Here is a 22,972-nt window from a genome sequence, read left to right as displayed (position 1 = left end):
TGTAAATCGGTTACTGTGACATCGGGGATTAAAGCAGTATTCTGGAATAGGAGCGTGAAGACTTAAGAATTCGGTTTGATTAATAGCTATATCAACCTTGACTTCCCCAAGACTTACGCAACTGTTCGTCTGTAATTTCGGATTGATAGCGGGTGTAAATTTAGACTTGTAGCTAAATAAATGCAACGCCTAATTTTTTTATTACTTTCCGTGTTACATCCTAGATAAAATGGCTTATTATACTGAAATAATACTCAGTTCAAATGAATATTTACTGCACTAATCCTAACTGTCCGCATCCAGAAAACCAAGTCCATGATGAGTACCTCAATCAGAGGAACCACCAGCAGAGATACTGTAGTAGCTGTGGAATGACTTTAATTCTGAAGACTCGCTACCTACCCTTAGAGCAAATAGGATGGGGAGGATTTGGCAAGACATTTCGTGCATGGGATGCTCATCTTCAGCAGCAGTGTGTTGTAAAGCAATTGCAGCCGAGAAATACTTCTAGAAAGCCTTTTTCAGACTCCGAGCTTGAATTGATAAAAAAGTCTTTTGAGGAAGAGGCAAAAGCCTTGAGAGATATTAAGCATGAACAAATTCCTCAATTGTATGATTACTTTGAATTGCGAGTACCAAATGAATCACAAGAAGAATTCCCCAAAGAATTATTTTATTTGGTGCAAGAATATGTCCAAGGTGAAACTTTGGATAAGGAACTTAACAAGAAAGGTCGTTTTTCAGAAACTGAAGTTTTACAGGATTTAGGTCAACTCCTGAACGTCCTGAAGTACATACATGAAAAAAGACAAGTTATTCATAGAGATATCAAGCTTTCTAATATCATTCGTCACGAAAATGGAACGCTTTATTTGATAGATTTTGGTGCTGCGGTGAAGCGTAAATTAGAGCCAAAAATCCCTGTTGAGCAATCAATGGCAATGGGAACTCCAATATTTGCACCACCAGAGCAACTAGCTGGTCAAGGAATATTTTTTTCCTCAGATTTATATTCTTTAGCTGTAACCTGTATTTGTTTGCTTACAGGTAAAAATGTCAATGAGCTTTGGAATCAAAATAGGTGGATTTGGAGAGAATACGTTAATGTAAACGATAATCTGGCAGACATTTTAGATCGGATGTTGTCATATCAACCAAAGGATCGTTATGAGTCTGCTGAATCAGTAATTACTGCTCTTTCTGGGCAAATATCGCTAAATTCAAAGCCTTCTGGTAATAGGGAAAATCCGCGTGAATCTGAAGAATTTAGTCAGACGACAATTCGCAATACAACAAGTTTTTATTTGAGACTGAAGAGGCTGAGAAAGAAAGTCTTTTTACCAGTAGGATTAGTTTTATTAGGAAGTGCGATCGCATTCTTAATTCCCTGGTTGACACATCCCCCTATTTGCGATTTTCAAAATCAATCAGGCTTTAGCTGTGGAGAACAAATTCTGATTCCCCAAAATCCCAAGATTGCTGACGCCATTTTTGCCGACAAGATCAGAGGAACTACTGCATTTGGGCAAAAGAAGTTCAACCAAGCTATTGCATATTTTAAAAGCTACCTTGCTTCTAATCAAAATGATCCAGAAGCACGAATTTATCTAAACAATGCGAAAGCAGCTATAGCAAAAAATCCTCTAAAAATTGCCGTTACTGTTCCCATTGTTGACGATCAGCTTAATGGTTCAAATGACATTGCCGAACAAATGTTGCGCGGATTTGCTCACGTTCAAGATAATTTTAATCAGAATCAGGGCATTAACGGAAGACTTTTGTTTCTAGAAATTGTGAGTACAAGTTGGCAGAAGAATAAAATTAGGCAAATAGCTGATGCGATCGCTACTCAAGAAAATATTTTAGGAGTCATCGGTTATTATACCAGTGATAGTATACAAGAAGCTGCCCCAGCTTATGATGGAAAAATGGTGGCTATATCTCCTACAAGCACTGCTGTTAGAGATTCTGCTTTTCAACTAAATAACTACATTTTTCGCGTATCTCCAGATAACTCGGCTGCGGCTGATAAACTAATCAAATATATCGGTTATCAAAAATTGAATAAAGTAGCTATTTTTTATGAACCTAATGAAACATTTGCTGCATCTTTAAAGAAAGAATTTGAAAGTGTTGTCTTTCTAAATAGAAAACAGCTTGTTAACGAGTGTGCGGTAATTCAAAGCACATCTGAAGTATTAGATTGTTTACAACACGCAAAAGAAAGTAATGCAGAAGTAATCATGTTAGCCTTTAGCGATAAAGTGGCAAGAATTGCGGCACTACTGATCATTAACCAAAGCGAAAATATCACCATACTCGGTGCAGATACTCCATATCTGGAAACTGTAAGTCAAGCTAATATTCCAGTTGATAAACTGAGAATTGCCGTTCGTTGGCACAGAAGTAATAGTCCTAACTCGAAGTTTGAGCAGGAATCTGTGAAGCTTTGGGGAACTGGAGACGTGAATTGGCGAACTGCAATGTCTTATGATGCTACGATGGCGATGGTTGAAGCACTCACACGCACTAAGGGAAATTATACTCGTCAAAAGCTGTACGAAGTGTTGAATGAGCGTGGTTTTTCAGCCGATGGTGTGAGTGCAAAGGTGCAATTTAACGATTTACGCGATCGCTAACCATTACCCGGTATTGGTGTCTTAGTTAAAGTTGAAAATAACCGGTTTGTTGTCGATAAAAAATTATACAACTAATAAATACTTGGAAATATTTGCCTACCCAAGAGACGTAGCAATACGGTTCGCAATCGGATTTTTTGTGGTGATTTAGGGCATGTAGAGACGTTCCGCCGGAACGTCTTTACATCCGGATTCATACATCAATTCAGCAATGCCTACCATTTTAAGTTCGGCGATTAACTAGGGTGGCGCTAGCTTGGTCAACTGGCATTAATATAACTTCATTAATATTTACATGAGTTGGTCGAGTAACGCAGAAAAATATCACCTCAGCCACATCATCTGGTGTCAGGGGAATTACTCCTTGGTAAACAAGTTTACCGCGATCGCTATCCCCATGAAATCGTACTTGACTAAATTCTGTTTCTACCATACCAGGATCGACAGAAGTTACACGTATAGGAGTTCCTAAAAGGTCTTGTTTCAAGCCTTCAGAAATTGCTTTCACTGCGGCTTTAGTGCCACAATATACATTGCCTTTGGGATAAGTTTGATGTCCGGCAATGGAACCAATATTTACCACATGACCGCGATCGCGTTTCACCATTCCGGGGACAATATAACGGGTGAGGTAAAGTAAACCTTTAATATTGGTATCAATCATTTCATCCCAATCTTGAGTATCGCCTTCGTGGAGTTTGTCTAAACCGCGACTCAAACCAGCATTGTTAATTAAAATGTCAATGTCTGACCACTCAGCAGGTAAATTAGATATGGCTAATTCTACAGCAGAGCGATCGCGTACATCTAACTGTAATAAATGAATTTGTGGAGACGTTTCATCAAACCTCTCTACAAGTTCCGCAGCTAATGAAAGCAAACGTTCTTGGCGACGCGCTGCTAAAATCAATTTTGCACCCGTTGGAGCAAAAATTCTTGCACAAGCTGCACCAATACCACTGCTTGCACCGGTAATTAAAACAATTTGATTTTGAATCATTATTGGGTAGTGGGTAGTGGTAGAGACGCGATTAATCGCGTCTGTACAATGTTAGTGGATAGTGGATAGGAGTATTTTTTCACAACCAACAACCAACAACCAACAACTATCAACCAACAACCAACAACCAACCATCTACTTATTTCACAACTTGCAATCGTTGAGTTATCATTGTCACGCCTTGTCCGCGTAAAATTACGGCAGAAACCCATTGATTACCAGGAGTAGCTGGTGCGCGTCCAATTTTGAAAAGTCCACCTGTTGTTAGCAATTCTAAATCTACCGATGTGGGGGATAGATATTTTTCTGGTTTAATCGGTTCTTCTAAAGCGGTGCCTAAAAGAAAATCATCACCGATTGGTTCAGTAACGATCGCATCAAAATTATATTGCTGTCCGACTCGCACTTGCTGTGGTAGATTAATTTTAATTTCGGGTGGTTTAGCACCAGAGGTAAGTTGAGTGCGTTCGGTCAAAATGTCTTGACGAACAATTTGTGTACCCAAAATGCGCTGACGAGATGTAATTGTCGCTTTCAAAGCTAAATTATTGTTGTTAGCAGAGGGTGAGCCAGTTATATTAGTCATCGTTTCGGCGATAATGACATTACCTTCTGATTTCCAAGATTGCAGTTGCGTAGTGTATTTTAATTGTGGATATCGTTTCCACAGTCCAACCAAGGCTTTTTCCATATTGGCGTGAGTTAAGCCATCCCCAGTAGTAAAATTGGGACTATAAAACTGCATAACTTTTGTCACATTACCTTGACTTGCTGCTGTATCAATTTGCGTCAATAAATTTTTCAGTTCTGTCGGTGCATTATCTGGGGTAATGGCTTGAGCGCATTTCCAACCGGATAATAAACCAAGTGTCAGTAAAAATAAAATTAGCCAGTTTGAAGCTGGAAATTTTCTTTGGCGTTTAAGTAGTAAGACAATTAGGTTATGCATTGTTGATAGGTTCAGGATTTAGTTACAGAAGGCTCGTAAATTGTTTTATCTTAGTTAAGCTTCTCTTCAGAACGCTAGAGGGTTGATGGCAAACGCACCGATACGATTATTAATAGCAGCTAGTGGGACTGGTGGACACTTATTTCCGGCGATCGCACTTGCCGAACAATTGCCAGATTATCAAATTGAGTGGCTTGGTGTCCCAAATCGGCTAGAGCGATCGCTTGTTCCCAAGCAGTACCCCTTGAATACTATTGCAGTTGAGGGGTTTCAGCAAGGGTTGGGATTTTCATCTTTACGGATTTTGGCTAAACTCGTCGGTTCGATTCTCCAAGTGAGAAAACTGCTGAAAAAAGGCAATTTTCAAGGCGTTTTCACTACCGGTGGTTATATTGCAGGACCGGCTGTAATTGCCGCGCGATCGCTTGGTTTACCTGTGATTCTCCACGAGTCAAACGCCTTACCTGGTAAAGTAACACGCTTTTTTGGTCCCTGGTGTAATGCTGTAGCAATCGGGTTTGAAGTTGCAGCTAAATATTTACCTCGTGCCAAAACTATTTATACCAATACTCCGGTGCGATCGCCATTCCTAAATTCGGGAATTGTCTCGCTAGATTTACCCATTCCTGAGAATGTTCCTTTAATTGTTGTCTTTGGTGGTAGCCAAGGTGCCGTCGCGGTTAATAAGTTGGTGCGTCAATGCGCTACAGCTTGGTTTGATGCTGGTGCTTGGGTTGTCCATTTAACCGGAGATAACGACCCAGAAGCCGAAAATTTGCAGCATCCGCAATATATTGCCTTAGCGTTTTATGACAATATGGCGGGATTGTTGAAACGTGCTAATTTAGCAATTAGTCGTTCTGGTGCGGGAAGCTTGACAGAAATGGCAGTATGTGGTTTGCCTTCAATTTTGATTCCTTATCCATTTGCAGCAGAAGATCATCAAACTTACAATGCCCAAGTATTTACCTCAGTCGGTGCGGCGATCGCTTTCAAGCAATCAGAGTTAACCGCACAAGTATTGCAAAGTAAAGTTTTGTCTTTGTTGCAGTCACCCGAAGCATTAGCTGATATGGCTTCAAAAAGCAAAGCGATCGCAGTTCCCGACAGCGCAGAAAAATTGGCACAGTTGGTGCGTGAACTCGTCGAGATGTAAAAAAAGTTTCGTAGTAAGCACGAAGAGTGCTTTATAAGCGCTTCAGCGCTTACTACGTATAGAAAAACATTAAGCTCATCATTAACTTAATGTATATTCTCATACCAATTTATATAAAATTTTTATAAATTCAGGAAATATTTTAAGTACTGTCACCGCAACTGGTTATACTGATTCTTGTCTAAAATTGGTTGCCACAAAAAACTGATATCTTCATCTATCTTAGAGTTGATTGGTGAAGACATATTTGTCTTCCCTATCTGTTGCTGATTGCAGCAGGTAACTTTTGCGTGTAAAAATTTCGCGTGACAATTTTAAGTAACTGAATGAGAAAGCAGGCATTTTTATAGACAAGTCAAATTAATTTATACCAAAACGGCAGGTAAAGTACTATTCGCCAGTTAAAGTGCCCTTATTTTCACTCCTAATGCATGAAATGTTTGATAAATCTCAGTCATTAAAATTTCGACTCCGGGCTATTTCTTTGGCTACGTTATTGTCGCCTTTTTGGTTTTTCAGTCTGATACCTTTAGAAACTGCAAAAGCTCAACAAAATAGAGGTACTGGTTGTCCCGCCGGCACAAAAATAGAAGGTGTAACAAATTCTGTAATTACCAACGGTTACTTTACTCAGCAACCAGGTGGTGCTGCTGATCCGAATACTTTATTACCTGGTAACTGGAGTAGTAGCGTTCCTTATGTTGGTAATAACGTTTACCCTCCCGATACAAATGTAGCTATTCAAACAGGAGCAGTGAATTACTTTGATGGTGTTGTCCAGCAAGTGCCTTTTCCTGGAGATGCGGCAAATGGTGTGCCGGCTTCTAACACTTGGTTATATTCCAACGGTAACACTACAGGAGCACCATATACAATTTGGCAGCAAAACATTCCCACTACATCATTACAGCCAAATACTACTTATGTTTTTTATGCCTATGTTAGTAATGCCATTGCTACTGATAGATCTGCACCGGATGATCCCGTCATCCAGTTTTTAGTTAATGGTATACCCATTGGTGAAAGATTCACCGTATTTGATGACTCTGACCCCGCTTCCGGACACAATGGTCAAGATTTGTGGGATAGAACAGTAATTCGTTTCACCACCCCAGCAACTCTACCCAACCCTTTTACAATATCAATTTTAGATGCGGCAACTGGAGACAATGGTGATGACTTTGGTATTGTTGCAATTGGTGCTGAAGCTTGTAGACCGAATATCGGTATCGCCAAAAGTGTAGGTGCTCCCGTTCCTGGAGCCAATGGTAGCTTCACTATACCTTACACCATGACGGTGCAGAACCTCGCCCCCGTAGATCCGAATGTTCCTTACACGGTGACAAACGTCCAAGTAACAGACAATCTGGCAACTACCTTTGCTGGTGCAACGATTAATTCTGTTAGTAATATTCAAAGCTCTAGTCCCAGCTTAACAGTTAATCCTAGCTTCAACGGTCAGAGCAACCAAAATCTTTTGCAGGGAACTACGAACGACAGACTTAGTGGTGGAGAAACTGCCACTATTACTTTTAATGTCAACATCACTCCTAATGGTAATTTTGGTCCATTTAATAATACTGCCACCGTATCAGCTATTTACCCGGCTAGTCCTCCGGGAGTAACGATTACAGATGTTTCTAACAACGGTACTAATACTGACCCCGACGGCGATTTAGACCCCAATAACAATACTAGTCCTACCTCTGTCAGCCTGACTCCTGGACGGCGTATTGGTGTTGCCAAGCAAGCTGGTAGTGTGGTGAATAATAGCGATCGCACCTACACAGTACCTTACACCATCATTGTCCGCAACTTTGGAACTGTCCCCTTAAATAACGTCCAAGTCAGCGAAGATTTATTTGGTAATGCTAATAGTACATTTAATGGGGCTACTGCTGTGGCTATTTCCAGTCCTGTAACTGTGAGTGGTGCGCTGACAGCAGCTAATGTTAACTTTAACGGGAATAGCGATCGCAATTTGCTCCCAGGTACAGAAACTCTACCTATAGGTGGTAGTGCCACAATTAATTTTAGTGTTAGAGTTACACCGGGTAGTAATCTCGGTCCATTTAACAATACTGCAAGAGCTAGTGCAACTAGTCCTGGTAACACCACACCTGTAACTGATGACTCAACCGATGGTGTAAACCCAGATTTTGGTGGTACAGTTGGAGCAAATAATAATGATGGCGATCCCACTAACAATAATGTGCCGACACCAGTCAGCTTAAATGGAACACCAAATCTGCGTTTTGTCAAGCGGATTTCCAACGCATTCCGCAACAACGCACCGCTGAGAATAGCTAACTTTAATAGTTTTATTGATGACCCCAACGACAGCAACGATAATGCTGCCGGATGGTCGCAATTATCACCATTGGGAGTTATCAGTTTAAGTTCTCAATCTGGTTTGTTGAGTGGTGATGAAGTTGAATATACTCTGTATTTTCTCAGCGATGGTACACAGTCAATTCAAAACGCTAGATTTTGCGATTTAATTCCCGATGATACCGTCTTTGTACCCGATAGTTTCGGGGTGGGCAGTGGTGTACTATTAGGTTTAGCTGGGACAAATACATCTGTAACGAATGCGGCAGATACAGATAGAGGCAGCTTTTCCCCAGTTCTTTCACCTTTACCTGCGGGTAATTCTTGCATTGATCAAACTAATCGCAACGGTGCTGTGATTGTCAACGTTGGGAATTTACCACAAGCAACTGGTAGCAACTTCGGTTTTGTTCGCTTCCGTGTCAGATTAAATTGAGCAAGTTGTAGTCAATTCGGAAAGTATGCTGTCAGCTGTAGGAAAAAATGTCACTGCCTCGATCTCCCACGCTAACCCAGATTGAATCAGACAAGGAGTGCTTCTCCAATTGCTTCGACCATCTGTGACTAAATTTCACCTTCACTTTCACTTCTGAGTAATTCCTGTGAAATGTTCTCGATTTGTCGGTTTTGGCTATCACTTTTTGGTCTTTTTGCGTAAGTCCTATCTTTAATAAACATACGCCAAAAAGTAGGGGTGAAAGTGCGTAATAATATTTCATATCATGTCGGTTTAATTAACATTAATAAAAAGCGATCGTCGTAGAGACGTTCCGGCGGAACGTCTCTTAATATCATTTTTGAATCGATTTATTCTGAAAGTAAAGTATTAGGATCGATGCCTTGAGATTGCAAATAGGCAATCAGTTTTTCTTTCTCCTGACGTTCTTGTTCAGCACGTTGGTGTTCAATTTCAGCACGTTTACGCTCTTGTTCTACCCTTTCTATTGCCCACGGCAACAAATTACCTGACTCATCCCACCAGCGCAACCAATAAATAACCCGTTCTCGCTTCTTTTGTTCCTTGCCAAGTCCCTAAAAATAAGCTCATTGAATCAATCCAATGAAGTCCATCTGAATTAGGTTGTTGCAATTCATATCGTCCATTTTCCAGTTGGTAAAATTCTAATAACCCTCCATTTTGGTCAAAAATTATGTAAATGGGAACTTTGAGAATTTGCTCGTAGAAAAACCATTTTCCAGGTGGATAAGTTCGTTTAACTGAATACTCTCCCCCATCGTTATCGGAAAGAAATTCCATCACAATTGCGGGAATATCACCTTCTAAATTGGGTGTATAGCTTTTGCGTTCTCCGAGATTTTGATTCATAGTTGGAACATAAACCCAATCTGGTGCTTTAGCGATAAATTGCTCGTTTAAAGTAGCACAAAGAGCAAAGTTTGACGCAATCAACATTTGAGGTTGAATAAATCCGGCAATTTCTAAGCTTTCACGCAACGCACCAGCTAAAATTGGCTGTGATGTATTTTCCACAGGTTCATCCTCAAGTTGAAAACTTTCTGGTAAAGCTTCCCAAGAAATTACCAGTTCAGTCAAAGATTTTCCTTCACCGATTTGGGTTGCCATAATTGCTGCCTTTTGGTGGAATTGCTTTTATTTTATCGGGATGAGGTTGATTCTTAGCTTTTTTTAACGCAAAGGAACGCTAAGGTAAGCGCAAAGGTACGCAGAGTTTTTTTGAGGTTTTATTCCTGATGAATCTTGACTATTTGTATGATTCGTGCATCATATATATATGTGGTATTCACAGAATCCAAGAGCGAAAATAGAAGACATAAGCTTTGTTAAGAAAGCCTCGCGTTAAAATTGGAGTCTGTAGAGAGTGGTATTACAAGTAGAAAAAAGTGCTTACGAAGCGAAAACTCAAGAAATTGCCAAACAGCTTTTAGCTGCGACGTCAGAAAATCGTTCTTTTTTCGCTGCTTTGCGCGATCAAATGCGCTGGGATGATAAATTGCTAGCTTGGGCTATGAGTAATCCTGGGTTGCGGGTGCAGCTATTTCGGTTTATTGATACTTTACCTGCTTTAAATAGTAAAGCAGAAATTGCGGCGCATTTACAAGAATATTTAGGGGATGAGTCTGTAGAGTTACCGGCTGCTTTGAAGGGGATGCTAAATTTTGCTAATCCTGATTCTATGCCGGGACAAGTTGCTGCGACAACCGTAGGGACTGCGGTTGAAACTCTAGCGCATAAATATATTTCTGGGGAAAATATTAAACAAGTCATCAAAACGGTTGAGAGACTGCGTAAGGAAAAAATGGCTTTCACCATCGATTTGCTTGGTGAAGCGGTAATTACTGAAACTGAAGCGCAATCTTATCTGGAACGTTATTTGGAATTGATGCAACAACTTGTGGAAGCGTCTAAGGGTTGGAGTAAAGTTCCGGCAATTGATGAAGCTGATGTGGCAAAAGTCCAGGTTTCTGTAAAGTTAACTGCGTTTTATTCGCAATTTGACCCGTTAGATGCTATAGGTAGTGAGGAGAGAGTAAGTTCGCGGATTCGTACTTTGTTGCGTCGTGCGAAAGAGTTGGGTGCTGCTGTTCACTTTGATATGGAACAGTACGCTTATAAAAACTTAACTTTCGGTATTTTGAAAAAAGTCTTGTTGGAAGATGAGTTTCAGCAACGCACAGATATTGGGATGACTATTCAAGCTTATCTGCGGGATAGTGAGGAAGATGCACGTAATTTGATTGCCTGGGCAAAAGAGCGCGGTTATCCAATTACAATTCGTTTGGTAAAAGGCGCGTATTGGGATCAGGAAACGATTAAAGCTGCACAAAAACACTGGCAACAACCAGTTTACAATGATAAGGCGGCAACGGATGCGAATTTTGAAACGATAACGCAGTTGTTGCTGGAGAATCATGAATATGTGTATGCGGCAATTGGTAGTCATAATGTGCGATCGCAAGCAAGAGCGATCGCTATAGCTGAAAGTTTAAATGTCCCCCGGCGTTGCTTTGAAATGCAAGTGCTGTACGGTATGGGTGATAAACTAGCTTCAGCGTTGGTTGATAGGGGTTATCGAGTTCGAGTTTACTGTCCTTATGGGGAGTTGCTGCCGGGAATGGCGTATTTAATTCGCCGTTTGTTGGAAAATACCGCAAATAGTTCCTTTTTACGGCAAAATTTGGAGAATCGTCCAGTTGAGGAGTTAATTGCACCCCCAGTTGTCAAATTAAAAGAAAAACAACAAGACTTCCCCCCCTCCCCCACTCCCCCCCTCCCCCACTCCTCTTTCCTCGGTGTAGCAGATACAGATTATGCTGAGGAGGAGAAAATAAAGCTTTCTCAGGAAGCTTTGCAAAGTGTTCGTCGGCAGTTTGGGAAGACGTATTTACCTTTGGTGAATGGGGAATATGTCCAAACTCAGGATGTTGTTGATTCTGTTAATCCGTCGAATTACAGGGAAATTGTGGGGAAAGTTGGGCTTCTGAGTGTGGAACAAGCAGAAGAAGCGATGAAAGCTGCAAAATCTGCTTTTCCTGGTTGGAGGAAAACTCCAGTTAAAGAACGTGCGGCGATTTTGCGGAAGGCTGGGGATTTAATGGAAGAACGCCGTGCTGAGTTTTCCGCTTGGATTGTTTTGGAAGTCGGTAAGCCTGTGCGGGAAGCGGATGGGGAGGTTTCTGAGGCGATTGATTTTTGTCGCTACTATGCGGACGAGATGGAACGGCTGGATGAGGGTGTTAATTATGACGTTTCTGGGGAAAATAATCGTTATATTTACTTCCCACGGGGAATTGCGGTGGTGATTTCTCCTTGGAATTTTCCGTTGGCGATCGCTTGCGGGATGACGGTTGCTGCTTTGGTTGCAGGGAATTGTACTCTCCTCAAACCGGCGGAAACTTCTTCTGTGATTACAGCTAAATTTACAGAAGTTTTGGTGGAAGCGGGAATTCCTAAAGGTGTTTTTCAATACGTTCCGGGTAAGGGTTCCCAAGTTGGTGCTTATTTGGTGAATCATGTTGATACTCATGTCATCGCTTTTACAGGTTCGCAAGAAGTTGGTTGTAGGATTTACGCAGAAGCGGCAATTCTCAAACCAGGTCAAAAGCATATGAAACGGGTAATTGCAGAGATGGGCGGGAAGAATGCAATTATTGTGGATGAAAGTGCTGATTTAGACGCGGCTGTGGTGGGAGTTGTCCAATCGGCGTTTGGTTACAGCGGACAAAAATGTTCTGCTTGTTCGCGTGTAATTGTGGTTGAGTCGATTTATAATACCTTTGTGGAGCGCTTTGTCGAAGCGACGAAATCGCTAAATATTGGGGAAGCGGAGTTACCAAGTACTCAAGTTGGACCTGTGATTGATGCTGCGGCACGCGATCGCATCCGGGAGTATATTGAAATAGGACACGCTGAAGCGAAAGCTGCTTTACAAATGCCAGCGCCTAATCAAGGCTATTTTATCGGACCTGTGATTTTTAGTGAAGTATCGGCAGATTCAACGATCGCTCAACAAGAAATTTTTGGTCCAGTTGTGGCTGTAATTCGCGTAAAAGATTTTCAGGAAGCGTTGGAAGTTGCGAACGGAACAAATTATGCTTTGACTGGAGGTCTTTATTCCAGAACTCCTTCGCACATTGAACAAGCGCAGTCAGAGTTTGAAGTCGGTAATTTGTACGTTAATCGCAATATTACAGGTGCGATCGTTGCTCGTCAACCGTTTGGTGGGTTTAAGCTTTCGGGGGTAGGTTCTAAGGCTGGAGGTCCCGATTATCTGTTACAATTCTTGGAACCACGCACGATAACGGAAAATATTCAACGTCAAGGTTTTGCTCCGATTGAAGGTGCTGATTAATTAAACATCTCCCGAAAATACGTAGAGACGTAGCACTGCTACGTCTCTACAAGGGTTTCGGACAACGCATAATTCATTTTCACTCCTATGTTTATTTGGTATAGCTGAGGTTTCCCCAGCTTAATTTTATATCGAACCGCAGAGGCGCAGAGGGCGCAGAGAGAGTTTGATGAGGGATTTAGTGGTTAGGTTAGCGGATTTTTCTGAGGATTTTTCGCAGATTAAGGCTATTAGAAGGGTCGTTTTTCAAGAAGAACAAGGGGTTGAAGAAGCTTTAGAGTTTGACGGTAAAGATGAAATATGCGATCATTTGATTGCTTATTTAGATAATAAAGCTGTGGGAACGGCGAGGATAAGATATTTGGATGAGAAAACTGTCAAGATAGAAAGGCTTGCTGTTTTATCTACGGTTAGAGGTCAAGGTATTGGTAAAAAAATTATAAATGAGGCGTTGTTGATTATAGCAAACAAAAAGATTCCGGAAGTTGTAATTAACGCCCAAGTGTATATAAAAGGTTTATACTACAAATTCGGTTTTGTCGAAGAGGGAGAAATATTTATAGAAGCGGGTATTCCTCATGTCAAAATGAGGAAAAAGTTGTAGAGACGCGAAATTTCGCGTCTCTACAGAGTTAAGATTTTATATACAGCAGATTTTAGGTTTAGAAAGTATATAAAATCCAAAACCTTGTAGAGACGTAGCACAGAATAGTCTGTTACGTGTATTCGATTAAAGCGCAATCTCCTGTAAATTTATAATTTATAATTCTTCACTTTTAACCGATCGCAGAAGCAAAGCAATTTATGACTGCCAAAAAAAAGCGATATAAATATAATAGTCTGCTGATTCTGGGGATAATTTGGCTGTTAGGTGCTTTATGCGATCGCATTTGGCTGACACTAGATCGCTCAATTCCAGGTTGGGATCAAGCAGATTACTTAACCGGCACGTTAACCTATTTGCAAGCTTTACAAAATGCTCAATGGTGGGATGTAGAATGGTGGCGAAGTTTTTGGCTACTATCTTCTAAAATACCGCCTTTAACTTATATTATTACTGCTATTGTTCAGAATATCTTTGGTACTGGTCCAGATCAAGCCACTTTAGTAATGCTGTTATTTAGTGCGATTTTGCTCTGGTCAGTTTATGGCTTGGGTAAACTGCTATTTAATGATTTTGTAGGTTTATGTGCAGCTGCATTATGTCAAATTTTACCAGGTCTTTATCGCCTGCGTTTAGAATTTCTCTTAGATTATCCTCTGACATCTATCGTTACCCTAAGTTTTTATTGCCTCACAGTTTGGAAAGTTATGGGAGATAGGGAGACTTGGGGACAAGGAGACAAGGAGAATAATTCTTCTTTCTCCCCATCCCCCCCTCCTCTCCTCCCCCCCTCCTCTCCTCCCCCCCTCCTCCCCTCCCTCCTCTGTGCCTTTGCTTTTGGTTTATCTTTAGGATTAGCGTTTTTAGTGAAGCAAACTGCGTTATTCTTTTTATTAACGCCGATCGCTTGGGTAGGATTTGCAACGCTAAGTCAACAACGGTGGGGACGTTTAGCACAGCTACTAGGTAGTTTATGCTTGTCTTTTTTGGTGTTTGCTCCCTGGTATCGCACCAATTGGTTAGTTATCCTCACTTCTGGTAAACGAGCAACAATAGATTCTGCGATCGCTGAAAATCAAGCTCCCATAAATACAATCGAAGCTTGGACTTATTACTGGCGCCAATTACCAAGTCAAGTTTCTTTACCTTTATTACTTGTACCCATATTTGCTTTACTACTCTATTGGGGACATATTAAGGAAGAAAGACTTGGAGACAAGGAGACTTGGAGACAAGGAGACTTGGAGACAAGGAGACAAAGAGAGTCCTTAGAGGATAATTCTTTTTCTCCCCCTGCTTCCCCTGCTTCCCCATCTCCCCCCTCTTCCACTCCTCCCCTCTCCTATTCCCTAAAATGGATCGCAATATTTTGGGTGGGAAGTTATCTGTTATCATGCCTTAACCCGAACAAACAAGAGCGCTATGTCTTACCCTACTTACCAGTACTCTCATTGTTGTTGGCTTACGGGTTAACTTGTTCTCGTCATCTTTGGGGAAAGCGTACCCGCATTTTTACTGTTGGTTTGGCAATAATTTTGATGTTATTCAACTTGTTTCCTGTAGGAGGTGCTTTTGGTGGTTGGATGACGCAAACTTTAAGTCCGCGATCGCAATTTTATCCTTATATGGGACAAGAGTTCCCACACCAACAAGTAATAGCCCAAATTATCCAAACAGAACCATATCTGCATTCTACCCTGGGAGTTTTGCCTTCAACCGGAGAAATTAACCAACACAATTTCAATTATTATGGGGCATTAGAGAACTTTCGAGTTTATGGACGACAGGTAGGAACAAGGAAAAAGTTTCTTGAACAAGATAGGCGATCGCTTTCTTGGTTTCTCACCAAAACCGGCAATCAAGGTTCAATCCCACCAAACCAAGCTGCCATAGTTGAAGCTGTGCAAACATCACCAGATTTCCAGCTAAATAAGTCTTGGAAGTTGCCCGATAGCAGTATTCTGAAACTTTATCATCAAAAGCTGCCACCAGTAGAAGTAAAATCTCTCTCCACAAAGACTCCCCCTGGGATTATTCTATCACGAGTCACAGTTCCAGAAAAAGCGCCGCCAGGAATACCTGTAAGAGTGACTTATGAGTGGTCTGGCTTTTCGCAAGAGTTACAACAAGGTTTGGTATTATTAACTTGGCAAAATATAAATAATCCCAAATCCCAAACCCCAAAGCTCAAATGGTTACACGATCACGGTATCGGGATGGGGAGTTTGTATTCCACCTCAAATGAGCATTTATCAGTTACTGAAAGAATGGCGATGCTACCAAGTGCTGATACAGTACCAGGAACTTACACCTTAAAAGCAACTTATCTCAACCGAATTTCTGGCGAAAGTTATCCGATTAAAGTGCCAAAAGTTACTTTGCAAATTGACCCCAAAGCCACTGCCATAGCTGCACCAGAGTTAGATTTAGTAACGCAATTACGAATATTAGGAGCTAATTTATCCAAGGGTGAATCAGCACTGGAAAAAGTATTTGATGAAGTAGGACGTATCAATCAGTACGACCCAAATCAGGATTATTTGGTACAAGGAAGATTAACTTTAGAATATAGATTAGAGCATATTGCTGAAAATCGTGATTGGGCGTATGCTTTAGGTTTAGCAAACGTATTGCAAACAAGAGTCAATGATGCGATCGCATCTTTTACTAAAGTAACTCAATTAGACCCAGAAAATCCTTATGCTTACGGGTATCTAGCATTTGTCCATCTTTACAATTGGCAACCAGCAGCAGCACAAAAATCCCTAGAACCTGGTTTAGCCAAAAACCCTAACATCACTGAATTAAAGGGACTTTCAGCCGCTGCCTATCTCATGCAAGGAAATATAATTAAAGCATGGCAGATTTATAGGGACTAGGGACTGGGGACTGGGGACAAGGGACTGGGGATTAGGAAAAGAATTATTACCAATGCCCAATGCCCAATGCCCAATGCCCATTGCCCATTGCCCAACTTAACTTAAATATTGCATCAATATTGACTCTAATTTAACGATACCAATCGGTTTGCTGAGATAGTCGTTAGCACCAGCTTCCCACAAGCGTTCCCTAAGGTTGCGGTACTCAGCATCGCGATCTACAATCATTTCCATTGGTGTCATAATTACCACTGGCAAATCTTGCCAAGAAGATATTTGTCGCACAAGTTTGAGTAAATCCCATCCGCTGATATCTCCGTTTAAATCCACATCCAACAAAATTAAATCTGGTTGAAAATTTCTTACCCCATGCAAGAAGCTTTTTGAGTCGCAAGTTTTCTGCACCTCATAACCAATTGTCTGAAGATAATCTTGCAATATGGCAGTGTTTTCCTCCTCTTCTACCAGCAAGATGCGTTTATTGGTTGTACTAACCGGGACATTCAAACTAGAAAATGAAGAATTATTTTCTTTCCCCCGCTTCCCCACTTTTGTACAGACGCGATTAATCGCGTCTCTACTTCCCCTCTCTTCTACTGAGGTTTGATCTGGCAGAAATAGCATAAATCGACTACCTTCTCCCAAAGTCGATTCTACTGTCACATCTCCACCATGCATTCGTGCTAACTTACGTGTCAAAGCTAAACCTAAACCAGTTCCTTCGTACTCCCGATTTAAGCGACTGTCAAGCTGTTTAAATGGTTCAAACAAAAATTGAAATTGACTTGAGTCAATACCAATACCCGTATCAGAAACTGTAAATATTATGCCTTGCGGTACTTTTTCCACTATCAGGGAGACTTTACCCGCTGGGGTAAATTTTATCGCATTCGTCAGCAAATTTAGTAGCATTTGTTTAATTCGTTCCTCGTCAGCAATACAAACATCTGCCTCTAAATCTATTTTGGTTGTGAGTTGCAATTTTTTTTCTAAAGCGCGATCGCACACTGTGGATATTACAGACTTACAAATATCTTGCACTTGCAAAGGCAACAGCATTAGTTCTTCTTTATCGGCTTCTACCTTAGACAAATCAAGAATATCATTAATCAGTGCCAGCAGCTGTTCACCACTACTATATATATAATTTATATATTCTTCTTGCTTATCATTGAGTGTGCCAACTATTTTTTGTTGCAGCAACTGAGATAAACCCATAATTGCATTTAGAGGTGTACGCAATTCATGGCTCATAGTTGCTAAAAATTCACTTTTTGCCCGACTGCTTGCTTCTGCGGCTTCTTTAGTTTCAAGCAATTTCAACTCAGTTCGCTTGCGTTCTGTAATATCTTCTATAAAGGTCAGGAAAAACTCAGGTTGATTATTTGTGTCGCAAATTAAAGAAACCGAAATGTTAGTCCAAACTAAACTACCATTTTTATGTTGAAAGCGCAATTCTTTCTTGAAGCAATCACGATTTTTTGCTAATATTTGTTGGCACTCTAAATATGTAGTCAAATCTTCCGGATAAATATAATCGCTGAGGCGTTTTTCGCATAGTTGTTCTTGATTGTAACCTAGCATCTGATATAACGCTGGATTACTATCTATTATCCGTTCATCCATATTTGCCAAGCCAATACCAATAGAAGAATGCTCAAACACAGGTCGAAATTTTGCCTCACTATTTCTTAGTGTTAATTGTGCAGCATGTCGCTCGCTCGTTTCCATTGCTAGTTTGACTAAATCTGCAATGGAGGCAGCAAAATTCTCTTCTTCCATTGTCCACTGCCGAATACCTCCAACGTGTTGGTGGCAAACTACCCCCACCAATCGACTTCCTAACCAAATCGGTGCATACAGCACCGATCTAACCCCAAACATAGAAAGATAAGATTCGGCAAATTCTTGGGTTCTTTTGTCGTTGTAAACATCATTTACTGCAATGCTACGTTCCTCTTCCAGAGCTTGAAAATAAGCTGGACAATTTGCTTTTAAAACAGAAAGACCGGCGGTATGTTGGTTTGTGCCGACATCATATAAATCAATGCATTCAATTTTTGATTGGTCTGAGTTGTATAACCATACCCCAACTCGCTGCACTAAAAGCGATCGCGCTGCTGCTTCAGTGATTTCCCTTAATGTTGCGTTCAGATTGCCTTGATTGAATGTATTGCTTTTTGCCAGTCGCATCAGTGTTTGACTTTGCGATCGCAGATAATTTTCCAGTCTGAGCAAATTTTCTTCCGTTTGCTCACGTTCTCTAACATCTCTCACTGCCAACATTCGCATTTATTGCTCCTGGGAATAACTCTACTTTGCAGTTTAATGGTCAAAGTAGAAGTGTTTTTTAACTACAATGAGTTCATCAAGTTTTTCATAATTATGTAATACTATTCTTTCAAACCTTGTCCCAGGGAAGCAATACATACTGAGTTCTTTATAGTACACAAGTTTCAATTTTTATCTTGGAATGATAATATATTTATAATATCAACTTTCTAAATGCTCCCAAACACAAAACAAATTAATTAGTTGACATAACACAAGTGAATTTAATTAATCCAAATGATCATTCACTGTAAAAAAATGTCCATTTACCCTCTACCTATATTTTTATCTTCCCATTAGCACTTGTCCATGATCCGGAAGGAAGATATATAATAAGGTCAAATTTTGCAACAATTGAAATGGTAAGCTGTTGCGAAGGTGGAGCAATGAGAGAGAGTAACGTGAGAATTGTCTCCCTAATTCCCAGTGGAACGGAGATTTTAGCCGCATTGGGTTTAACTGATATGATTGTGGGGCGATCGCATGAATGTGACTATCCCCCAGAAATTACAGATCGCCCTATTTGCACCCAAGCAAGGCTAAACACCAATGCATCAAGTGGCGAAATTCATGATAAAGTTAACAATTTGTTGCAATCTGCCCTCAGCATTTATGAAATTAAAACAGATGTTTTAGAAAAATTGCACCCCACTCACATTGTCACACAAGACCAGTGTGATGTTTGTGCGGTCAGTCTGGGCGATGTGGAAAAGGCAGTTGCCACTATAACCAATAGTTCACCCCAAATTATTTCCTTGCAACCCAATCTTCTAAAGGATGTTTGGACGGACATTGAGCGAGTCAGCAAAGCCTTCAACGTTGATTCAGTCAAGGTGTTAGAAAACCTAGAAGCTCGCGTCCAAATTGTCAAGCAAAAAGTCCAAGGACTTTCTTTAACAGAACTGCCCAAAGTCGCTTGTATTGAATGGACTGACCCTTTAATGACTGCTTGCAATTGGATTCCCGAATTAGTGAACTTAGCAGGAGGACAATCACTCTTTAGCGTTGCCGGTCAGCCTTCATGTCAGTTGCAGTGGGAAGCGCTCATAGCTAGCGATCCAGATGCGATTATTTTTATGCCTTGCGGTTTTGATTTAAATCGCACTCGTCAAGAAGCGCAGCTATTAACTCAAAATCCAGAATGGCAAAAACTCCACGCCACCCAAAGTGGTAGGGTCTATATTACTGATGGCAATGCCTATTTCAACCGTCCCGGACCGCGATTAGCAGATTCTTTAGAAATTTTGGCAGAAATTCTGCATCCGGAAATTTTCCAATATGGTTACAAAGGAACCGGCTGGGAAGTCTTGTGAAAAAGAAGGGATGGGGGAGATGAGGCAATACGGTTCGGTTAAGGATTTTTCGTGGTGATTTAGGGTATGTAGAGACGCGATACCCTTGCGTCTCTACAAGATTTTTGGTTTATCGAATTTTCTTATCCGAACCGTATTGGAAGATTAGGAAGATGAGGAAAATGAGGAAGATGAGGGAGATGAGGAAGATATTGCTCCCTTATCTTCCTTGTCCCCCCACTCCCCCACTCCCCTATCCCTACCGCACAACCAAATCGATATTTTGCAGATGGCACCTCGTTTCAGCGCTACCTAAGCGCTCAATTACCTGCTCGGCACTCATTAGACGCTTGAGCACGACTTGACCAATGGGGGCTACTTGTACCGATGCTGTGGGCTTAACTTCAACGGTTAAAACGGCTTCTTCGACTCGGTAAAGCCATAACAATTCATTTTCTTCAACTAGACAAATATTCATTTGCTGAATATCTGGTTGGCGTCGCCATGCGGTTATCTGCCATAATCCCTCAGATGCCCAAACTCTGCCAATTATCCATCCCTCTGATAGAAAGAAGTACTTCACGCTCTTAGTCCCGCTATTAGACCATCAATTTGCTATTTACAATATCGCGATCGCCTTACTTAATTATGTATCTACATTTAGAGACCTTCCACCGGAACGTCTCTACTAATAAATCCTTAAATTTTCCCTAGCGCAAGACTTGACATTTAAGCGAATGTTTAATTAATATATTATTTAAGCAAATACTTAAATAACGAGGAAAACATCTGGAAGCTTGTACAGGAAGCATCGAAAATCGGTATGAGTAGACATGCTGCCAGTGCGGATATATTTATGGCGATCGCCGATCCGACTCGACGAGCGTTATTAGATCGGTTACGTAGTGGTGAACAACCCGTCAAAAAGTTGGCTGAACCATTTGCCATGAGCTTACCAGCCATATCTCAGCACTTGCAGGTACTTTGTGAAGCTGGTTTAGTCCAAATGCGAAAAGCAGGACGACAGCGTTTGTATCGACTCAACCCAGAACCACTAAAGCAGATATCTGATTGGATTGCCCATTACGAGCATTTCTGGCAAGAAAAACTCAATGCCCTTGGCACCTATCTGGAGGAAGATTCATGCTCCGAAACTTGAATATAGAAGTTTTTTATGCTTATCCCCCGCAGCGAGTTTGGCAAGTTATTACTAATCCCAAATCACTGGCAGCATGGCTGATGGAAAACGACTTTGAACCGCGTGTTGGACACAAATTTCAATTTCAGTATTCGACATTACCAGGAATAGACGGAAGCATTGATTGCGAAGTAATTGAACTTGACGAACCAAAGCGACTTTCCTACACTTGGCAAGACAAATTGATGTATCAGCCATCAATTGTTACTTGGACGCTAACACCTGTTGATGGTGGAACTCGACTACAACTAAAACATCAAATATTGCAGCACGAAGTTATCAAATTAGAAAAGCCACAGCATTCTGCTGAAACTTGGCAAAATCAATTTACACCCAAATCAAACACAGTAACTCAAACAATACCCGTCGGTAGATATGAACCATTAAATAGCATAATCCTCAATTCCTTTTTTCATAATGGTTGGAACTACAAACTAAACGAAACACTACCACAAATCTTAAAAACCGTAGTATAGCACTTCCTAGTCTGGTGAGGTACAAATTTATCTGCGTTCATCGGCGTTTACTCCCTTCCTGCCAGAAGACTCCCTAAACTGTAAGATAGTAATTTACATATTACATAAATCTAGCTGAGGTTAGTACTTAATAGAGTTTATACTCAATAAAGACTGTGAATTAGGCAAAGGGGGTGTCCGGGAAGGGAGATGGCTATGGCCGTTTGTTCATACCTGTACTATAGGGCGATCGCTAATTACTTCCTTTGTCTCATTGGACTTTTTATAATAAAAACTAAGATATTCCATCACATTAACGCTCAATAGGATTTTCAGTTTTCTCTATGGCTAACCGCACATTCCGACTAGAAGTATGCCAATTAGATTTAGATTTGTGGCAAAAGTTATACTATCTACATCAAAAAGAATATCAACGACAACGATTATGGGCAATTAAATATTTATATGAAGGACAAAGTAGAGAAGAGGTAACACAATTGGTTAATTGTTCATATAAAACTTTATCAAATTGGATAGATAAGTTTATCTCTGGAGGATTATCAGAATTATTAAAACCAATAAAACATCAAGTAAAGACCAGATTAAGCAGGGAACAAAAACAAGAATTAAAAAGGATGATTTTAGAACAAAAACCTATCAAATATGGAATAGATAGAAATATTTGGACAGGAGAAATTTTAAGTAATGTAATTAAATATCGATGGAACATTGAATTGAAATCAGCCCGAATTTATGAAATTTTAGCAGAATTAAACTTATCTTACCAAAAAGCTCATCGAGACTATGCTAACGCAGATAAAGAGCAACAGAAACAATTTGTATCTACTTTAAAAAAAACTGGAGTGCCGAGAAGAGAAGGAGAAAATAGTATTTTTTGATGAATTTGCAGTTTATGAGCGCCCAAGTATTTTTTACGGTTGGGGTGAAAAAAATACTCGTCCTCAAGTACCAAGTAATGAAAAGAAACGTCGAAATAAATTAAATGGAATGCTCTGTGTAGATGCCGGTTACGGGTGAAGAATACTTAAAATTAAAAGAAAAATCCAAGTCGGAAGATGTGTCTAGTTATTTGGCTGAACTAATTAGCGATTGTATTGAGCAGGGTGTTCAAAAACTTAGTGTGATTTTAGATAATAACTCAACTCATAAGCAAAAAATGCAAACATATTTACAATCTCATTTATCCGATTTGAATATTCAAGATAAAATTCATGTAGAATTTTTCTATACTCCTCCCTATTCACCAAATTTTAATTTAGTAGAATATCTTATACACCTTTTACGA

At 40.4% G+C, this 22,972-nt stretch carries 15 protein-coding genes and 1 pseudogene; 11 read left to right on the top strand and 5 right to left on the bottom strand.

All coding sequences use genetic code 11. The features are described 5' to 3' along the window. Positions 1-263 precede the first annotated feature (263 nt). Positions 264-2,639: a bifunctional serine/threonine-protein kinase/ABC transporter substrate-binding protein gene (locus tag TOL9009_RS42440; RefSeq protein WP_084763448.1), complete on the top strand. Its 2,376-nt coding sequence runs from the start codon at positions 264-266 to the stop codon at positions 2,637-2,639. A 223-nt stretch (positions 2,640-2,862) separates the two neighbouring features. Here the strand turns inward: TOL9009_RS42440 and TOL9009_RS0135110 are convergent, their stop codons facing one another. Next, positions 2,863-3,639 (bottom strand): SDR family oxidoreductase, encoded by a 777-nt coding sequence (locus TOL9009_RS0135110; RefSeq protein ID WP_038298285.1) that lies wholly within the window; start codon positions 3,637-3,639, stop codon positions 2,863-2,865. A 139-nt stretch (positions 3,640-3,778) separates the two neighbouring features. Next, the gene (locus TOL9009_RS0135105) at positions 3,779-4,588 is read right to left on the bottom strand and encodes a hypothetical protein (protein WP_029638097.1); all 810 of its coding nucleotides are present in this window, start codon (positions 4,586-4,588) and stop codon (positions 3,779-3,781) included. Between the two features lie 85 nt (positions 4,589-4,673). Between TOL9009_RS0135105 and murG the strand changes: the two genes are divergently transcribed. After that, complete coding sequence (gene murG / locus TOL9009_RS0135100) at positions 4,674-5,744, top strand: undecaprenyldiphospho-muramoylpentapeptide beta-N-acetylglucosaminyltransferase (protein ID WP_029638095.1); 1,071 nt, start codon at positions 4,674-4,676, stop codon at positions 5,742-5,744. Between the two features lie 484 nt (positions 5,745-6,228). Further along, entirely contained in the window at positions 6,229-8,511 is a 2,283-nt protein-coding gene (locus TOL9009_RS42435; RefSeq protein ID WP_186227763.1) for a DUF11 domain-containing protein, read from the top strand. Between the two features lie 371 nt (positions 8,512-8,882). Here the strand turns inward: TOL9009_RS42435 and TOL9009_RS41515 are convergent. Continuing rightward, positions 8,883-9,660: pseudogene (locus tag TOL9009_RS41515) on the bottom strand (Uma2 family endonuclease). Between the two features lie 256 nt (positions 9,661-9,916). Here TOL9009_RS41515 and pruA point away from each other — a divergent pair. From pruA to TOL9009_RS0135075, 3 genes are all read left to right on the top strand, one after another. Then, on the top strand, positions 9,917-12,907 hold the full coding sequence (pruA, locus tag TOL9009_RS0135085) for an L-glutamate gamma-semialdehyde dehydrogenase (RefSeq protein ID WP_029638090.1): 2,991 nt from the start codon (positions 9,917-9,919) through the stop codon (positions 12,905-12,907). Positions 12,908-13,076: 169 nt separating this feature from the next. After that, positions 13,077-13,511: a GNAT family N-acetyltransferase gene (locus tag TOL9009_RS0135080; protein ID WP_029638088.1), complete on the top strand. Its 435-nt coding sequence runs from the start codon at positions 13,077-13,079 to the stop codon at positions 13,509-13,511. A gap of 200 nt (positions 13,512-13,711) precedes the next feature. After that, a complete protein-coding gene (locus tag TOL9009_RS0135075; protein ID WP_029638086.1) occupies positions 13,712-16,390 on the top strand; it encodes a glycosyltransferase family 39 protein in 2,679 nt (892 codons plus the stop codon). 96 nt (positions 16,391-16,486) lie between these two features. On the opposite strand, the gene TOL9009_RS0135070 is transcribed toward TOL9009_RS0135075, so the two are convergent. Continuing rightward, the gene (locus TOL9009_RS0135070; protein WP_029638085.1) at positions 16,487-18,682 is read right to left on the bottom strand and encodes a GAF domain-containing hybrid sensor histidine kinase/response regulator; all 2,196 of its coding nucleotides are present in this window, start codon (positions 18,680-18,682) and stop codon (positions 16,487-16,489) included. Between the two features lie 425 nt (positions 18,683-19,107). Here TOL9009_RS0135070 and TOL9009_RS0135065 point away from each other — a divergent pair, with 425 nt between their 5' ends. Then, complete coding sequence (locus tag TOL9009_RS0135065) at positions 19,108-20,034, top strand: cobalamin-binding protein (protein WP_029638083.1); 927 nt, start codon at positions 19,108-19,110, stop codon at positions 20,032-20,034. Positions 20,035-20,272: 238 nt separating this feature from the next. Here TOL9009_RS0135065 and TOL9009_RS0135060 read toward each other — a convergent pair whose 3' ends face one another. Further along, entirely contained in the window at positions 20,273-20,596 is a 324-nt protein-coding gene (locus TOL9009_RS0135060; protein WP_029638080.1) for a hypothetical protein, read from the bottom strand. A 240-nt stretch (positions 20,597-20,836) separates the two neighbouring features. On the opposite strand from TOL9009_RS0135060, the gene TOL9009_RS0135055 reads away from it, so the two are divergent. The 4 genes from TOL9009_RS0135055 to TOL9009_RS0135035 form a co-directional block, all read left to right on the top strand. Continuing rightward, positions 20,837-21,172: an ArsR/SmtB family transcription factor gene (locus TOL9009_RS0135055; RefSeq protein WP_029638078.1), complete on the top strand. Its 336-nt coding sequence runs from the start codon at positions 20,837-20,839 to the stop codon at positions 21,170-21,172. Further along, positions 21,157-21,687, top strand: coding sequence for an SRPBCC family protein (locus TOL9009_RS0135050; protein WP_029638076.1), 531 nt, complete (start codon positions 21,157-21,159; stop codon positions 21,685-21,687). The genes TOL9009_RS0135055 and TOL9009_RS0135050 overlap by 16 nt, the downstream gene beginning before the upstream one ends. A gap of 323 nt (positions 21,688-22,010) precedes the next feature. Further along, on the top strand, positions 22,011-22,565 hold the full coding sequence (locus TOL9009_RS0135045) for a winged helix-turn-helix domain-containing protein (protein ID WP_029638074.1): 555 nt from the start codon (positions 22,011-22,013) through the stop codon (positions 22,563-22,565). Positions 22,566-22,687: 122 nt separating this feature from the next. After that, positions 22,688-22,972, top strand: a 285-nt coding sequence (locus tag TOL9009_RS0135035) for a transposase (protein ID WP_029638072.1), incomplete at its 3' end; no start/stop codon positions are given.

Source organism: [Scytonema hofmanni] UTEX 2349, from assembly GCF_000582685.1.
Lineage (GTDB): Bacteria > Cyanobacteriota > Cyanobacteriia > Cyanobacteriales > Nostocaceae > Hassallia > Hassallia hofmanni.
Note: the sequence above shows the minus strand (reverse complement) of the source record. Positions and strands in the feature narration are given on the sequence as shown.

Bases quoted from the DNA above. Each gene is read 5' to 3' on its own strand.
- TOL9009_RS42440 (WP_084763448.1), top strand. From the start codon at position 264: ATGAATATTTACTGCACTAATCCTAACTGTCCGCATCCAGAAAACCAA.
- TOL9009_RS0135110 (WP_038298285.1), bottom strand. From the start codon at position 3,639: ATGATTCAAAATCAAATTGTTTTAATTACCGGTGCAAGCAGTGGTATT.
- TOL9009_RS0135105 (WP_029638097.1), bottom strand. From the start codon at position 4,588: ATGCATAACCTAATTGTCTTACTACTTAAACGCCAAAGAAAATTTCCA.
- murG (WP_029638095.1), top strand. From the start codon at position 4,674: ATGGCAAACGCACCGATACGATTATTAATAGCAGCTAGTGGGACTGGT.
- TOL9009_RS0135080 (WP_029638088.1), top strand. From the start codon at position 13,077: ATGAGGGATTTAGTGGTTAGGTTAGCGGATTTTTCTGAGGATTTTTCG.
- TOL9009_RS0135075 (WP_029638086.1), top strand. From the start codon at position 13,712: ATGACTGCCAAAAAAAAGCGATATAAATATAATAGTCTGCTGATTCTG.
- TOL9009_RS0135070 (WP_029638085.1), bottom strand. From the start codon at position 18,682: ATGCGAATGTTGGCAGTGAGAGATGTTAGAGAACGTGAGCAAACGGAA.
- TOL9009_RS0135065 (WP_029638083.1), top strand. From the start codon at position 19,108: ATGAGAGAGAGTAACGTGAGAATTGTCTCCCTAATTCCCAGTGGAACG.
- TOL9009_RS0135055 (WP_029638078.1), top strand. From the start codon at position 20,837: ATGAGTAGACATGCTGCCAGTGCGGATATATTTATGGCGATCGCCGAT.
- TOL9009_RS0135050 (WP_029638076.1), top strand. From the start codon at position 21,157: ATGCTCCGAAACTTGAATATAGAAGTTTTTTATGCTTATCCCCCGCAG.
- TOL9009_RS0135045 (WP_029638074.1), top strand. From the start codon at position 22,011: ATGGCTAACCGCACATTCCGACTAGAAGTATGCCAATTAGATTTAGAT.